At 72.4% G+C, this 14,009-nt stretch carries 15 protein-coding genes and 1 pseudogene; 5 read left to right on the forward strand and 11 right to left on the reverse strand.

Translation table 11 applies throughout. The features are described from left to right. The 4 genes and pseudogenes from H483_RS39715 to H483_RS34405 all read right to left on the reverse strand — a co-directional run. Positions 1-442, reverse strand: a pseudogene (locus tag H483_RS39715) (hypothetical protein); the annotation flags it as partial. Between the two features lie 149 nt (positions 443-591). Continuing rightward, positions 592-1,797 carry a hypothetical protein gene (locus H483_RS34395; RefSeq protein WP_017837915.1) on the reverse strand — a complete coding sequence of 402 codons (1,206 nt, stop codon included), beginning with the start codon at positions 1,795-1,797 and terminating at the stop codon, positions 592-594. 310 nt (positions 1,798-2,107) lie between these two features. After that, positions 2,108-2,902, reverse strand: a complete 795-nt coding sequence (locus H483_RS34400; RefSeq protein WP_017837916.1) for a hypothetical protein — start codon at positions 2,900-2,902, stop codon at positions 2,108-2,110. Between the two features lie 145 nt (positions 2,903-3,047). Next, positions 3,048-4,118: a hypothetical protein gene (locus H483_RS34405; RefSeq protein ID WP_017837917.1), complete on the reverse strand. Its 1,071-nt coding sequence runs from the start codon at positions 4,116-4,118 to the stop codon at positions 3,048-3,050. A 252-nt stretch (positions 4,119-4,370) separates the two neighbouring features. Between H483_RS34405 and H483_RS34410 the strand changes: the two genes are divergently transcribed. The 3 genes from H483_RS34410 (at position 4,371) to H483_RS34420 (ending at position 8,600) form a co-directional block, all read left to right on the forward strand. Further along, positions 4,371-5,126 (forward strand): ABC transporter ATP-binding protein, encoded by a 756-nt coding sequence (locus H483_RS34410; protein WP_017837918.1) that lies wholly within the window; start codon positions 4,371-4,373, stop codon positions 5,124-5,126. Beyond that, positions 5,123-7,687, forward strand: a complete 2,565-nt coding sequence (locus H483_RS40480; RefSeq protein WP_017837919.1) for an ABC transporter permease — start codon at positions 5,123-5,125, stop codon at positions 7,685-7,687. Before H483_RS34410 ends, H483_RS40480 begins: the two co-directional genes overlap by 4 nt. Positions 7,688-7,754: 67 nt before the next feature. Next, positions 7,755-8,600, forward strand: coding sequence for a hypothetical protein (locus tag H483_RS34420; RefSeq protein WP_193746897.1), 846 nt, complete (start codon positions 7,755-7,757; stop codon positions 8,598-8,600). A gap of 42 nt (positions 8,601-8,642) precedes the next feature. On the opposite strand, the gene H483_RS34425 is transcribed toward H483_RS34420, so the two are convergent. After that, complete coding sequence (locus H483_RS34425) at positions 8,643-8,972, reverse strand: DUF4229 domain-containing protein (protein ID WP_017837920.1); 330 nt, start codon at positions 8,970-8,972, stop codon at positions 8,643-8,645. A gap of 39 nt (positions 8,973-9,011) precedes the next feature. Here H483_RS34425 and H483_RS39720 point away from each other — a divergent pair, with 39 nt between their 5' ends. Beyond that, entirely contained in the window at positions 9,012-9,173 is a 162-nt protein-coding gene (locus tag H483_RS39720) for a hypothetical protein (RefSeq protein WP_017837921.1), read from the forward strand. A 7-nt stretch (positions 9,174-9,180) separates the two neighbouring features. Here H483_RS39720 and H483_RS34430 read toward each other — a convergent pair whose 3' ends face one another. The 6 genes from H483_RS34430 to H483_RS34450 all read right to left on the reverse strand — a co-directional run bounded on the left by H483_RS34430 (position 9,181) and on the right by H483_RS34450 (position 12,939). Continuing rightward, on the reverse strand, positions 9,181-9,708 hold the full coding sequence (locus H483_RS34430) for a protein-tyrosine-phosphatase (protein WP_017837922.1): 528 nt from the start codon (positions 9,706-9,708) through the stop codon (positions 9,181-9,183). A gap of 53 nt (positions 9,709-9,761) precedes the next feature. Next, positions 9,762-10,538, reverse strand: coding sequence for an enoyl-CoA hydratase (locus H483_RS34435; RefSeq protein WP_017837923.1), 777 nt, complete (start codon positions 10,536-10,538; stop codon positions 9,762-9,764). Positions 10,539-10,655: 117 nt separating this feature from the next. Next, complete coding sequence (locus H483_RS40405) at positions 10,656-10,790, reverse strand: hypothetical protein (protein ID WP_017837924.1); 135 nt, start codon at positions 10,788-10,790, stop codon at positions 10,656-10,658. 53 nt (positions 10,791-10,843) lie between these two features. Then, positions 10,844-11,503 (reverse strand): dTDP-4-dehydrorhamnose 3,5-epimerase, encoded by a 660-nt coding sequence (rfbC, locus tag H483_RS34440; RefSeq protein WP_042330100.1) that lies wholly within the window; start codon positions 11,501-11,503, stop codon positions 10,844-10,846. Positions 11,504-11,579: 76 nt separating this feature from the next. Beyond that, entirely contained in the window at positions 11,580-12,131 is a 552-nt protein-coding gene (locus tag H483_RS34445; protein ID WP_017837926.1) for an LpqN/LpqT family lipoprotein, read from the reverse strand. Position 12,132: 1 nt separating this feature from the next. After that, positions 12,133-12,939, reverse strand: a complete 807-nt coding sequence (locus H483_RS34450) for an SDR family oxidoreductase (protein WP_017837927.1) — start codon at positions 12,937-12,939, stop codon at positions 12,133-12,135. A gap of 195 nt (positions 12,940-13,134) precedes the next feature. Between H483_RS34450 and H483_RS34455 the strand changes: the two genes are divergently transcribed. Next, positions 13,135-13,998 (forward strand): oxygenase MpaB family protein, encoded by an 864-nt coding sequence (locus tag H483_RS34455; protein ID WP_031265107.1) that lies wholly within the window; start codon positions 13,135-13,137, stop codon positions 13,996-13,998. Positions 13,999-14,009: the final 11 nt, after the last annotated feature.

Here is a 14,009-nt window from a genome sequence, read left to right on the forward strand (position 1 = left end):
GCGCCGCGGGGGCCGGGGCGGGGGCGGGCGCCGGAGCCGGACCCGGCGCTCCCCCGCCGGCGCGACCGGTGATGGTGACGGTGGTCGTCTCGGTCCGCACGGGGATACCACCGATGAAGGCGGTCGCCACGGGCCGGTACACACCCGGGGTGGTCGGCACGCCCTGGATGGCGGTGGTCCGCGGGTTGTAGGTCAGCCCTGGCGGCAGGCCCTGGAACTGCAGTGTCGCACCGGGCGGGAGAGTCACCTGGTCGCTGACGCGGTTCTCCATGTAGACGCCCACCGGGAAGCTCAGCGACGGCAACGCGGCCGGCGCCACCTCCGTGGCCTCGATCACGACGGGCGCGGCGTCAGGGGACTCCACCTGCCCCGACGCCACCCCGACCGCCGCCATGGCGGCCAGGGCGGCGGCGGAGGCGATGACGGGACGGGAGAGGTGCATGCGTGCCTTTCGGGGGTCGGATCCGGGTGCGATCCAGGCCACCGTAACCCACGAATGCACGTCACCCCGAGGCCTTCTCATCATGTGAGAGGGACTCGGGGTGGACGTGGTCACCGGCGGCCTGCGCGGCCGCCGGGAGTTCGTCGGTCTCAGCCGCGGCCATTCGCGACCGTCGGGCCCGGGGCCTGGACGGTGCTGGGTGCACCGGCCGCGACGGTGGGGACGGTCGATCCGGCCGATCCGCCACCGTTGCTCGAGCCCCCTGTGGAGGTGCCCGGAAGCGCCGGGAGCAGCGAGGAGGTGCCCGGGGCGGAGGACCCGCCACCCAGTGCCAGGCCGAGTCCGGCGAGGCCCAGCAGGGCGATTCCCGTGAACGCGAGGCCGGGGGCCAGTGCCCCGAGGGATCCGGAGTCGACGGGCGAGGAGGAGCCCGGCACCTCGACCTGCCCGACGGTGTTCAGCCCGCCGCCCACGGTGAGGTCGCCTCCGGTGGTGGTCTCGCCTTCGGTGGTCGACCCGGTCTGACCGCCGGTGTCGAGGAGTGAGCCCAGCGGCCCCAGGCTCTCGGTATCGATCCCGCCGGTCACCTCACCGCCGGCCTGCCCGCCCGCGTTACCCGCCGACCCGAGCGGCGACCCGGCGTCGGGCGTGGTGTCGTCACCCGGGGTGCCGCCGGCCAGGCTCCCCAGGTCGAGCTGCCCGTTGGCGTCGCTGCCGAGCGGCGCGGCAGGGGTCTGACCCGGGGCGTCGGGGGTCGTCCCACCGGTGCCGAGCGATCCGGTGACCATCTCACCGGCGGACTCCCCTCCGAGCGAGGTCACGATACTCACGACCGCGCCGAGGATGGCGTCCGTGCCCGCGGAACCCGTGGTGATCTGCCCACCGGCCTGGGCCTCGCCTCCGAGGCTGCCCTCGACGGCGGCGGCGGGCCCGGCCTCGGCCCCGATCGGAGCGGTGCCGTCGGGGTTGTTGACGGTGAGGGTCACGGGGATGCTGACAGCCTGGCCGCCGAGGGTGCCCACGACCGTCACGGTGTAGACGCCCGCGGCCGCGGCGGTTCCGGAGATGACGCCGTCCGCGTAGGTCAGCCCCTCGGGCAGGCCGGTGACCTCGGTGATGACGATGCCGCTCCACTCCCCGGCGCCGACGAGGCCCTGGAGATCGAACGAGTAGGAGGCGCCGGCGTTGAACGCCGGGGCGGAGACGGCGACGGTCTGGACGTCACCGCGGACAGTCGGGGCGTCGGGGGTGGCGACGACGACGCCGCCCACGAGGGCGACCGCGGCCGCGGCTGCGACGGGGGCGACGAGGCGACCCCGGACGATACGACGGGGGCGGGCGAGGCGAGCACGCATCGGCTGGTTCCTTCCGGAGGGGTTCGGATCGCTCACTCCCCGGATATGGGAGCGCAGACCATTACAAGAGTCACTCTAACCCCGCGCACATTAACTGTCTACTTCTGAACCAACTGCCACACTTTTCTCTTGAGTCACACTAGTCACACACCCCCTAGGGCATATGCCCGCGTATGGGTCCGCACTTATGGCCGCGCCGCCACCGACTCACCGCACAACCAACTCGCCGCCCACGACATGACCGCGGCCCGGCCCCCTGAAAGGGACCGGGCCGCGGGCTCGGGGTTCTGGCGTGGAGGAGAACTGGCGCTCAGGCTCCGGGGGTCGGGACGCTGGTCGGCAGGGCGACCGCTCCGGTCCGAGATGCCGGGACGTCACCCGCGGCCTGTCCGACCGGGCCGGAGGTCAGGGTCGAGCTCGAGGGGGAGGTCGAGGTGGACGTGTCCGACCCGCCGCCGAGGCTGCCCCCTCCGGCGCTTCCGGTCCCGGTGCCGCCGGGAGCGACGGTCCCGGTGACCGTGGTGACCGGGTTCCCGTCTCCGTCGACGATGACGGTGACCGGCGGTAGAACCATCTCGCCGCCGAAGACGGCCGTGCACAACGGCTCGGTCAACGATCCGGTCTGACCCACCAGAGTCGCGCCGCCACCGGGTCCCGCGACCACATCGAGCAGGTTGGGGAAGTTCCCCAGTGCGGAGGTGACGAAGTCGAGGACGGCTGTCGGGACCCCCGAGATGCCGAACAGCGGATAGAACTTGGCGACCGAGCCGCCGAGATCAGGCAATTCACACGTCGCCTCGGACTCCGGCACGAGGTCACCCACACTGGAGTCCTCCGCGCTGGCGGTGTCGAGGCTCCCCTCCTCGCCGACACTGCCGTCGTCCACACCGCCGTCGTCCACACTGCCGCTTCCGGAGCCCTCGCCGCTCCCGCCCGGGAGGCTTCCGGAGTCGCCGCCGCCCCCGACGAGGCTGCCGAGGTCCAGGCTGCCCGTCGCCGAGCCGTCCGGCCCGTCGCCCCCCGCCTGGGCACTGACGATCGGGACGGAGAGTGCAACCGCCATCAGGGCGGCGGCGGAGGCGGTGACAACCCTGCGGGCGGACATGGCTATAGGACTCCTCTGATGGAGACGGGCCAGGATGCGACGAACGCAGTCGCGCGCCACCACCGTTGGATGGCGCCTGTTCTCGACAGGAGGACTGTATCCCGAACGGCCGGTGTCCGGTAGAACTTCGGCGAAGCGTCAGCGCTCAGTCGCCGAGGCTCCCCGCACCGGTCGTGAACATCCCGAGCAGCGCAGCCGGGGCACTGCCGAGCGCCGCCCCCCCGGTGGCTTCGGCATCGGCCTCGCCCGAGGACTCTCCGCCCAGCAGCGACGGCGAGAGGGTGCACAGGATCTGCCCGGCCGACCCCAGGTCCTGGGTCGAGCCGCTGTCCCCGAGGATCGACGGGAGCATGTTCACCACGGCGTTCACCAGAACCAGGAGCAGCCCGGAGGTCTCGGCGTCCCCGCCTCCGGTGAGGGCCGGCAGGAGAGCGCTCACCGAGGCCCCGTCCACCTCCCCGTCACCGAGGGCGGCGCACAGGTCGGGCGCGGTGCCCGTCTCGTCGTCGGTGGTGTCGAGTTCGGAACCGTCGGCCTCCACGCCGTCGGCCGCCGGGACACCGGGCACGGCGGAGAGGGTCGGGGCCGGCTGCGCGCTGGTGGTTGTGGTGTCGGGAGCGGTGGTCGGCGCGGAGTCGGCGGTCGCGGTGGGGTCAGCGGTCGCGGTGGGGTCAGCGGTCGCGGTGGGGTCAGCGGTGGCGGCGGGGCCGGCTGTCGCATCGGGAGAAGTCGTGGCCCCCTCGTCACCGACGACGGCGGCTGCCGGATCGACCACGGTGACGGTGAGCTTCTCGGACTCGGACACCGGTCCGTTGGAGACGGTGACCAGCACCTCGTAGTCCCCCGCCCGGGTGGGCGTCCCGGAGATGACCCAGCCGTCCTGGGTCAGGCCGTCGGGCAATCCGGTGACCTGGATGGAGGTGCCGGCCGGGATCGTGCCCCCGGCGGCACGGGCCACCACGGGTTCGAGGTCGAGGTTGACCGGGACCCCAAGCTCCATCTCCTGGGCCGTCGCGTCCTCGGCCGCGGGGTCCTGGACCCCTGCATCCTGGCCGGTCGCGTTCTGCGCCAGCATGATGTCGCCGGCGGCGACGTCGGTCGGCGCGGACACGGCGACGACGGTCCCACCCCCGACGACGGCGAGCGCGGCCAGCGCGCCTCCGAGAGCGAGGGAACGAGTGCGGGGGGCGGGGCTGTGGGGGCGGCGCTGGAACATGGATTCACCTTGTCGTCCGGGGGGCGGGGCACGACCGGGACAGCCCAGTCACCTGTGCACCATACGTCACATCAGTCACACTGACCACACCCGTGCGCCGGGTGTCGGGGTGCCGGGCACTGGGTGCCAGCGTGTCGGGCACTGGGTGTCGGCGTGTCGGGCACTGGGTGTCGGGGTGTCACCCGGTCAATACACTCGGCGGCGAACGCCACGCCCGAACAGGCTGACACCGTGCCCGACGGAAGGACCCCCGTGACCCCACCCCCCGAGATCGCGATCCGGGCGCGCGGCCTGCGCAAGACCTACACGCGCGGCCGAGTGCAGGTCAGGGCCCTCGACGACGTGGACGTGACGGTGGACAAGGGTCGGTGGACCGCGATCATGGGCCCCTCCGGTAGCGGCAAGTCCACGCTCATGCATTGCCTGGCCGGCCTCGACACCCCGGATCGGGGCACGGTGTCGATCGGGTCGACCGACATCACCCGCCTCGGCGACGCCGGGCGGACCCGCCTGCGACGGACCAGGGTCGGGTTCGTGTTCCAGTCCTTCAACCTCGTCCCTTCCCTCTCGGTGCGCGAGAACATCGTCCTGCCCGTACGGATGACGCTGCGCCGCCCGGACCGTGCCCGGTTCGACGCCCTGGTGGTCGAGCTCGGGATCGGCGACCTGCTTCGTCGGCGCCCGCACGAACTCTCGGGCGGCCAGCAGCAGCGGGTGGCGATCGCCCGCGCATTGCTGCCCCGACCCGACGTGGTCTTCGCCGACGAGCCCACCGGCAACCTCGACTCCGAATCCGGGGAGGCGGTGCTCGGTCTGCTTGGTGCGTGCGCGCGGGAGAGCGGCCAGACAGTGGTCATGGTCACCCACGACACCCACGCCGCCGCCCACACGGACACGGCGTTGATCCTGGCCGACGGGCGGATCGCCGACGAGGTGGGCTCCCCCACCCAGGACACCATCGACGCCGCCATGCGCACGCTCGCCGGCCGGCGCGCGCCCACGGCGTGAACCCCCGGCTGGTTCTGGGCCAGCTCCGCGCGAACGCGGTCCGCTACCTGGGCACGGTCCTTGCCATCGCCGTGGCGGTGGGGTTCGTCCTGGCCTCGGTGGGCATCCTGCGTACGATCTCGGCCAGCGCTGACGCCACCTTCGGCCTGCGCTACGCGGGCACCTCGGTGCTCGTGCAGAACCTCGGCGACCGCACCTCCGCCGGTTCCGACGCCGGGCGCGCCGAGGCCGCGGAGGCGCAACGGCTCGGCCTGGAGGCCATCGCCTCCATTCCCGGTGTCCGGGCGGTCACGGTCGACACACGATCGTACGTCCGGGTCCGTGTGGAGGGGCGGGCCCAACAGATGACGACGGCGACGGCGCTGGCCTCCGACGACGACCTGCGGTGGCAGACACTGGACTCCGGCAGACTGCCCGACGGGCCAGGTGAGGTGGCCGTGCGCGCGGACTCCGGCATCCCGCTGGGAGCGTCATTCGAGGTCCAACCGTCCGGCCGCTCCGATCCCTCCCCCGTCACGGTGGTGGGGTTGTTCGATCTGTCGGGCCAGCCTGATCTCGAGGCGGCGTTCCCGCTGTACACCGTCGACGACCAGGTCCAGCAGTGGTCCGCGGCGGGCGCCGGCGGGGACGTACGCGTGGCCGGGGACGGCTCGGTGCCCGACGCCGTTCTCGCGACGCGGATTGCCGAACGCCTCTCCGACATCCCGGGAGCCTCGGCCGTGGAGGTCTCCACCGGGGCGGCGGAGGCCGAGGCGCTCGCCGAGTCGTTCGTGGGGGGCCGCGACGTCTACACCCGGGCCCTGCTCGCCTTCACCGTCCTGGCCGTGGCGGTGGCCTCACTGGTGATCGCCACGACCTTCGCCGTGGTGTTCGCGGCCCGCGTCCGCGAGACCGCGCTGCTGCGCTGCCTGGGCGCCTCGCGGCTGCAGCTGCGCCTGTCCGGGGCCGCCGAGGCGCTCGTGGTGGCCTCGCTCGCCACCGGTCTCGGACTGGCCCTGGGCCGGGCGGGGGTCTCGGCGGCCACGGGGCTGGCTCCGAGGCTGGGGGTGACGATCCCGCTCCAGGAGGTCACCGTGCCACCGGGCGCGTATGCCCTCGCCGCCGCGGTCGGCCTGGGGGTCACCCTGCTCACCGCCCTGCCGGCCTTGTGGCGGGCCACCGCGGGCAGCCCGCTCGAGGCCCTCCGACCGACCGACGTCCGCCCCGACCCGTGGTGGCGTCGCCTCGCGATGGTCCTGGCGGGGTCCGCCGTCGCCGCCACGGGCTGGACGGCGATGGGATCCGCGGTGGACTCGCGGTCGGTGGTCGAGGCCGGGGCGTGGGGGGTGCTCACGTTCCTCGGCGTAGTGGCGGTGACGACCGGGACCCTGCCCACCCTGCTCGGGGCACTGGGCACGGTCGTCGGACCGGTCCTCGGCCCCGTCGGCCTCCTGGGCGCCCGCAACACCGCGCGCAGTCCACGCCGCACGGCAGCCACCTCGGCCGCCGTGCTGGTCGGTGTGACGCTCACCTCGACCATGGTCACCGGGATCGCCGTGCTGGGGCCCGCCATCGAGTCGCGGCTGGTCGACCGCGTCCCGTTGGACGTCGCCGTCACCGCACCCGACGGGATCCTGCCCGGAGCGCTGCCCGAGCAACTGGCGGGTATGGACGGTGTGGCGGAGTCCCTCGTCGTCGTCGACATGTACGCCCGCGACGACGACGGCAGGCGGACGGTCCTGCGCGTGGCCGACCCGGCCCGGGTGGCGCAGGTGATGCGCCGGGAGATCACCCTGCCCGGACCGGGCGAGATCGTCCTGCCCGAGTCCTCTCCCGTGGCCGCCGGCGCACGTGACGGGGACACCGTCCGGTTCCGGTTCTTCACTGACGACGACGCGCGGGACCTGGTGGTCCGCCGCACCACCGACCAGTGGGCCCTCGCCGCCCCGGGAAGCGTGCCCGACTGGCCCGCGGCGCGGTTGCCGGACGGGGCGCCCTGGCCGGAGGGGCTGGAGGTTCCCAGGGAATTCGTCCCCCGCACGGAGCAGTGGCTCCGGATGGAGGACGGGCTGGAAGGCGAGCGACTCGAGGCGGCGCTCGACGGGGTACGGTCGGCGGTCGTGGAGGCCGACCCCTCGCTGGCGGTCACCGAGACCTTCGCCTCGCGGGACCAGGTCGCGGGATCCGTCCGGACCGTCCTGACGTCCAGTGCACTGCTGCTCGCGGTCGCGGTGGCACTGGCCCTGGTGGGAGTGGTCAACACGCTCACGCTGTCGATCCGGGAACGGACGCGCGAGATCGGCCTCCTCCGGGGCGTGGGCGTCACCCGGGCCGGCGTCTGGCGGATGCTCGTCCTGGAGACGGCACTGGTGGCGGCGAGCGCCTCGACTCTCGGGGTGCTTCTCGGTGCGGCGTTCGGCCGATTGGGCGCAGTCGCGATGACGGGGCCCGCGAACACCGGTAACATGTCGACCCCGACGAGCGATCTGGTCATTGTGGGGGTCGGCGGAGTGGCGGCCGCGGTTCTCGCCGCCTGCCTGGCCGCGACCGGGGCGGTACGGACACGGGCGGCGGGAATCTGACCGTTGATGACATGACGCACAGCACCGACCGGTAGCCATCCTTTGACAGAACTGAGACACTATCGTTATGCGAACTCGGGTGCTCCTGTCCGCCGGCACGATCGCGCTGGTCGCGGCGTCGTGCGCTCAGCCGGAACCGCAGGTCCTCTCCGAGGCCCCGCGGTCCGCCTCTGCCACCGACCTCACCTCCGCGGCCGAATCGAGCGAGCGTGACACCCCGCCCGGCCGCTTCATCGCCCGGTGCGCCACCGAGGCCGACGGCGGCACACCGGGGATGACGGTGTTCACCGATGGCAGCCAGAGCGTCACGGACCACTGCCTGAGCCGGTACTACATCGGCGTGCAACCCGCACCGGGGGCGCTGTACGTCACCGACGACGAGACGGGCACCTACGCACCGCCCCGCCAGCCCGAGACGGGCACCACGACCACCCAGTGGACCCCCGCGCAGCCGCGGACGGACGCCGGTGCGCAGGATCCGTGGCTCGACAACGACGACGACCCCACGACGGACCGGGACGAGCCGACCGAGAGCGGTCCGGGCGAGCCCACCGAGGAGACCACAACGGATGGGCCGACGACCCCACCCGAGGGGACGACACCGCCGACCACCCCGCCGACCACGCCGCCCACCAGCCCGCCCACCGGTCCCGGGGACGCCGAGACCACCACCCCCAACGCTGGCGAGACGGCGGCCGCGGACCAGGTCGGCCAACCCACCACCGGATCCGCCGAAACGGCGCAGACCGCGGTGCCGACCGAGGCGGGAACCGACGCGGCGGGAACCAACGGGGCCGTTCCCCCGCCGCCTCAGGCGTCCGGGTGGCCGCCGTTCGGGTGGATGGGATCCCATGACCCGAACGGGTCATTCGGCTCGGAGTGGCTCCCCTCCCTGCCCGCTCCGGTCAGCTGAACGGCCGCCGGCCCGATCGACTCGGGTCCGACCCGGGAGGACTCAGGCCTCGTCCATCCGACGGCGCAGGTCGTCCCGCTTGACACGCCGGTTGGCGTCCACCGCCGTGATGTCGGAGTTGATCTCCGCACGCAGGCGCGTGAACAGGACCATCGACAGCGGGAGCGCGATGACCACCGAGATGATCGCTGCGACGAGGACCGGCACGTCGACGCCCGCGAGACGGCCGATCCCGATAACGATGAGGGTCAGTGCGACGACCATCAGCAGTCTCAACACCGTGTAGAACATCATGTTTCGGGCCAGGCGGGCGCCGGGACTGGTTCCGGCGGGCGCCTGTGCCGGGATTGCTGACTCGTCTCGCTCGCTCATGACCTCCAGGATACGTATCGTGGTGGAAAGGAGGTTCGAGTGATCTGGCTGTTCGCACTCATCGGAGTGGTGACCGTGGCGATTCTGCTGTGGCGGGCCTTCGGGCCCGGTTCACGGCCGGCCCCGCCCCGCGTTATCGCCCCGGACGACGACCCTGATTTCCTTCGGGATCTCGACGGGCGTAAACCCCTGGACCCCTAGCCGGGCATCACGCCCGGCGGCCCAGGAGATCGACGACGGAGTCGACCGCGTCGCTGATCTGCGTCCCCGTCCGGTCGAAGACCTCCGGTTCGCGGCCGATCGGGTCCTCGATGTCCCACACCGGGTCGTCGGTGTCCACGCCGAGGCGGGCCCGCGCCAGGCCCGGGAGCGTCAGTGCCCGATCCGAGTCGGCCAGATGGGCCGCCTCCAGCAGCGTGTAGGTCCTCTTCCACAGCAGCGGCGCCATCTCCTGGACGGCGTCGCGGTGGGCGCGCGAGGCGGTGAGGACCAGATCGTGGCCTCCGAGCAGTCGCGGCGACAGGAGCCGGGCGCCGAAACCCTCCGCGCTGCCGCCGTACGCCTCGAGCACCCGGCGGGTCTCGGGGTGGATCTCCACTCCGTTGACCGCCCTGGTCCCCGCGGACTCCACCGCCACGTCGAGACCCGCTCCGGCGGCGCGCGCGGCGAGTAGCCGCTCGGCCAGCGGTGACCGACACATGTTGCCGGTACAGACCGTCATCACCCGGATCGCCATGCGGCAGATCCTAGTAGGGCGCCGTCACAGCCGCGGTCCGCGTGGACCCCGACTCATTCACCACGCCACTGCGGGGTGCGCTTGTCCAGGAACGCGGTCATGCCCTCCTGGGCGTCGCACGTCATCGCGTTGGTGGCCATCGTCTCGGCCATATCGCGGTACGCCTCGTCCTGCGGCAGGTCGATCTGACGGTAGAAGGCCTGCTTCCCGATCTCCAGCGTCAGCGGGCTCGCGTCGGCGATCCGGGTCGCGAGCTCGTCCACACGGCCCCGCAGCCGGTCGGCCGGGACCGCCTCGTTGACCAGGCCCCAGTCGACCGCGGTGGCGGCGTCGATGGTCTCGCCGGTGAGCAGCATCTGCAGCGCCCGTTTGCGGCCGATGGTCCTCGAGACCGCGACCATGGGGGTCGAGCAGAACAGTCCGATCCGCACGCCGGGCGTACCGAACCGTGCGGTGTCGACGGCCACCGCGAGGTCGCAGGTCGCGACGAGCTGACAACCGGCGGCGATGGCGTGTCCTTGGACTTCCGCGATCACGGGCTGGCGGATGGCCTGGACTGATTCCATGAGGTCGACGCAGGTGTCGAAGACCTCCCGTTCCTCGTCGAGGGTGCGGTCGATCATCTCGCCGATCTCGTGGCCGGCGGACAGCGCCGGGCCTGACCCCGTCACCACGACCACCCCGCAGGACGCATCGTCACCGAGGCCGCGGATGGCGGCGGTGGCCTCGCGCATCATCTGCATCGAGAGAGGGTTGCGGCGCTCGGGCCGGTCGAGGGTCACGCGGGCGATCGGGCCGCTGCGCTCGACGAGGACGTAGGGGGTGCTCACTGGGGGCCTCCGGGAGGGACGGGAGTACGTGTCCCCTGGTTCTACCCCGCCGGAGGAGTCCGCGACCCGGGACCGGTTACCGCCGCCCCCGCGGGTGGACCGTCCCTCGATCCGGGGTCACCCGGCCGGGGCCGGATGCTCACCCCCGCACCACTGCTCGGCGGGGACGGCGGCCTTGACGTCGTCGACATGGAGTCCACAGCCGTCCCAGGTAGTCTTGCCGCAGACGGAACAGGTGACGGGGTAACACATGGCGTTCTCCTCGGTGGGTGGCGACAGCCGACACTGATACCCCTTAGGGTATGTCAGTCGGCGCTCGGGCGCCACTCCGCGTCCACTCGCGCGGTGGCCTCCCGCAGACGCTCCACGTGTGCCTCGCAGTCCTCCCACCGCGGCAGGCGCCCGGCGGCCGCGGCGTCGAGCAGGCTCGGCGCGTCGCGGTCCTTATCGCTCATCACGTGCGCGATCGGGGTGCCGTCGAGAGCCACGGAGGGCCAGTCGATGGCGAGGTGGGGGTCGAAGGCGTCCACGCCGTGCTCGGCGCCCGGTCGCCACCCCTCCGAGCACAGGTACATCACGGTGGACTGCGGCTCGAGGGAGAGGAATCCGTGCGCCACGCCCTCGGGGATGTACACCGCACGCTGATCGCCTGAGTCGAGGATGACCCCGGACCACTCCCCGAACGTCGGCGAGCCCACACGCACGTCCACCACCACGTCGAAGACCGTTCCGGACGGGCACATCACATACTTGGCCTGGCCGGGCGGCACCTCGGCGTAGTGGAGGCCGCGCAGGACCCCTTCGCCCGAGACCGACACGTTGACCTGCGCGAGGTCGAAGCGGTGCCCTGTCAGACGGCGGAAGGCCGCGTCGGTGAACGCCTCGTGGAAGACCCCGCGGTCATCGGAGATCCGGCGGGGGGTGATCTCCCACGCCCCCGTCACGCTCAACTCGCGTAGCCGCACCGGCGGTCCCGCCTTCCTGTCCACCCGACTCCTGACCCGCCCACCCTAGCGGGGCACGCCGTGACCGCCCGAGGCGTCAACCCCGCATGGCGCCGACGATCTGCCCGGCCGTCCACTCGCCGATCATCAGGCAGTCCATGGCCGAGTCGTGCAGACCCGCGTCCTCGCGCCACCCGGTGACGACGAACTGGAAGACGTAGGTCGCCTCCTCGTCGCTCCATCCCACGATCAGGCTCGAGGTGGCCATCTCGCCGGGCTCGGCGGTGTAGGTGCCGCGGATGAAGCGATAGACGCTGCGCACGGCGCCCGCGTCCTCGTCGCCCTCTCCCGCGACCTCCTCCAGCAGGGTCCAGTCGGTGAGCACCTCCGCGGTGGCCACGATCATCGTCACAGCGTCGTCGGTGGACATGGCGGGGGCGACGCGGGCACAGGTGGCCACGGCGTTGGGCGAGAACCCGTCGCGGTGCGCACCCGGGTCCACGTAGATCACGGCCGACGGCTCCGGCGACTCGATCCGCTGCCACGGCTCGTTGTCCACCCAGGTCAACGGTTGCGCCGCGACCGCCATCGGCGGGCTCGCCTCGAGTGAGCGGCCCGTCGAGGCGCAGAACTCCTGTATCGAGGCCATGTCAGCCCTGCAGTCCCGCGCCGACGATGTGCGCCCCGCCGTCCACGACGATGGTCTGCCCGGTGATCCAGTGGGCGTCGTCGGAGAGCAGGAAGGACACGGGGCCGGCGATGTCGTCGGGGACCCCCAGCCGGCCCGCGGGCAACGCGGCGGACATCTGCTCCTCGCGGCCGGTGTAGAGCGCCTCAGCGAAGCGGGTCTTGACCACGCCCGGGGCGACGGCGTTGACCCGGACGGCCGGGCCGACCTCCACCGCCAGCTCCTGCGTCAACCGCATCACCAGCGCTTTCGTGGCGCCGTACCACCCGATCCCCGGAGAGGGCGCCAGGCCCGCGATCGAGGCCACGTTGACCACCGCCCCACCCCGCTCGCCGAGACCCGAGTGATAGACCTTCTGCGTCCACGCCAATGTGCCCAGCGCATTGACCTCGGTGATCTTGCGGGCGGCCGCCAGGTCCACGTCGACCGTCCGACCGAACACCGGGTTGATGCCGGTGTTGTTGACCAGCAGGTCCACGGGCCCGAAGGTCTGCTCGGCCCGGGCAACCACCTCGCGCTGGTGGTCCTCGTCGTCGGACTTGCCCGCCACCGCGAGCACCCGCTCCGGCGCACCCAACTCGGCGACCGCCTCGTCGAGCCCCTCCTGCCCGCGGGCGGTGATCACCACGGACGCCCCCTCGGACAGCAGGCGCCGCGCGATCCCCAGGCCGATCCCCCGGCTCGCGCCGGTGACGAGGGCCGTCCTCCCGGCGAAGCGGTCGGGCACGACGGGGCCGGTGCGGGGGGCGGGAAGGGGGGAAGGGTTCACGTGGTGTCTCCTGGTGTGATTCAACGCTCTCTCGGGTGTGCACTCCCAGCCTAGAGGCCGTGTCGCAGTCGTACGTTCACGGGATTTTCTCAGCCGCCCCCAGAGAATCCCGTCCGACAGGCGGGACGGGAGTTACAGTCGTCGTCAGGACTCAACCGGCCGTCACACACGGCGCAACTACCCCAGGGCGTGCTTATGACACCACTTGCCCCACGCGGTGCGGCGGATACCCCTGTGTGCTCGATCCTGGACATCCCGGGGCCCCGCTGGTTCGGCGAGGGCGACCCCATCTGGCGTGTCCACGGCGATGCGGCGACCCCGATCGGGGTGACCACCGGCCTGCTCATGCTGGCGGCGAACCCGGCCTACGCGTCCACATTCGCCGCCGCGGGGGCGGTCGACGACCCCTGGTCGGTGGACGCGTACCTGCACGACCTCATCGAAATCACCACGTTCGGCACGGTCGACGACGCGATGGTGACGATCGAGAACTCCCACCGCGACCGCGCGTTCTCCGGCACCACCGAGCACGGTCAGTACTACTACGGTTCGGACCCCGAGCTCGTGGAGTGGGCGCACGCCGCCACCACGTGGGCCCTTCTCGCGGCCTACCAACGCTTCGCCGCGCGACCGCTCACCCCGGACGAGTCCGACCGGTACGTCTGTCAGACGGCCGGCGTCGCGCACCTGCACGGCTGCCGGGTCTCCCCCACGACGGTCCGCGAACTCGAGCAACTGCTACGTTCGTCCCGTGATCGCGCCCGTGCGACCACCGCCGGCCGGAGCGTCGCGACACGGCTGCGCGAGACGGCGCGCGAGTGCAGGGGCCTGGAGCGGACGTCCGTGACCGCCCACCGGTCGTGTGTCACGGTGGTCCACGCCGCCGCGAGCCTCGTGCCGTCCGACGTCCGTCGAGCCCTCGACCTCCCCCACCGCCCCATGGACCGCTCCGCCGTCTTCGGCCGCATCACCAGGGCGCACGAGGGCCTGGGGGCGCCGATGCTCACAACCCGCGCGCCCATCGCCGCGCCCTCCGCCATGAGGGCGCGACCCGCCTGAGCTGCCGCTGT

Source organism: Dietzia sp. UCD-THP, from assembly GCF_000349585.1.
Taxonomy (GTDB): Bacteria; Actinomycetota; Actinomycetes; order Mycobacteriales; family Mycobacteriaceae; genus Dietzia; species Dietzia natronolimnaea_A.

Excerpts from the sequence above, each read along its gene's own strand:
- H483_RS34455 (WP_031265107.1), top strand. The coding sequence starts at position 13,135 with ATGACACCACTTGCCCCACGCGGTGCGGCGGATACCCCTGTGTGCTCG.
- H483_RS40405 (WP_017837924.1), bottom strand. The coding sequence starts at position 10,790 with ATGTGTTACCCCGTCACCTGTTCCGTCTGCGGCAAGACTACCTGGGAC.
- H483_RS34405 (WP_017837917.1), bottom strand. The coding sequence starts at position 4,118 with ATGTTCCAGCGCCGCCCCCACAGCCCCGCCCCCCGCACTCGTTCCCTC.
- H483_RS34395 (WP_017837915.1), bottom strand. The coding sequence starts at position 1,797 with ATGCGTGCTCGCCTCGCCCGCCCCCGTCGTATCGTCCGGGGTCGCCTC.
- H483_RS34445 (WP_017837926.1), bottom strand. The coding sequence starts at position 12,131 with ATGGCCTCGATACAGGAGTTCTGCGCCTCGACGGGCCGCTCACTCGAG.
- H483_RS34420 (WP_193746897.1), top strand. The coding sequence starts at position 7,755 with ATGCGAACTCGGGTGCTCCTGTCCGCCGGCACGATCGCGCTGGTCGCG.
- H483_RS34430 (WP_017837922.1), bottom strand. The coding sequence starts at position 9,708 with ATGGCGATCCGGGTGATGACGGTCTGTACCGGCAACATGTGTCGGTCA.
- H483_RS34425 (WP_017837920.1), bottom strand. The coding sequence starts at position 8,972 with ATGAGCGAGCGAGACGAGTCAGCAATCCCGGCACAGGCGCCCGCCGGA.
- H483_RS34400 (WP_017837916.1), bottom strand. The coding sequence starts at position 2,902 with ATGTCCGCCCGCAGGGTTGTCACCGCCTCCGCCGCCGCCCTGATGGCG.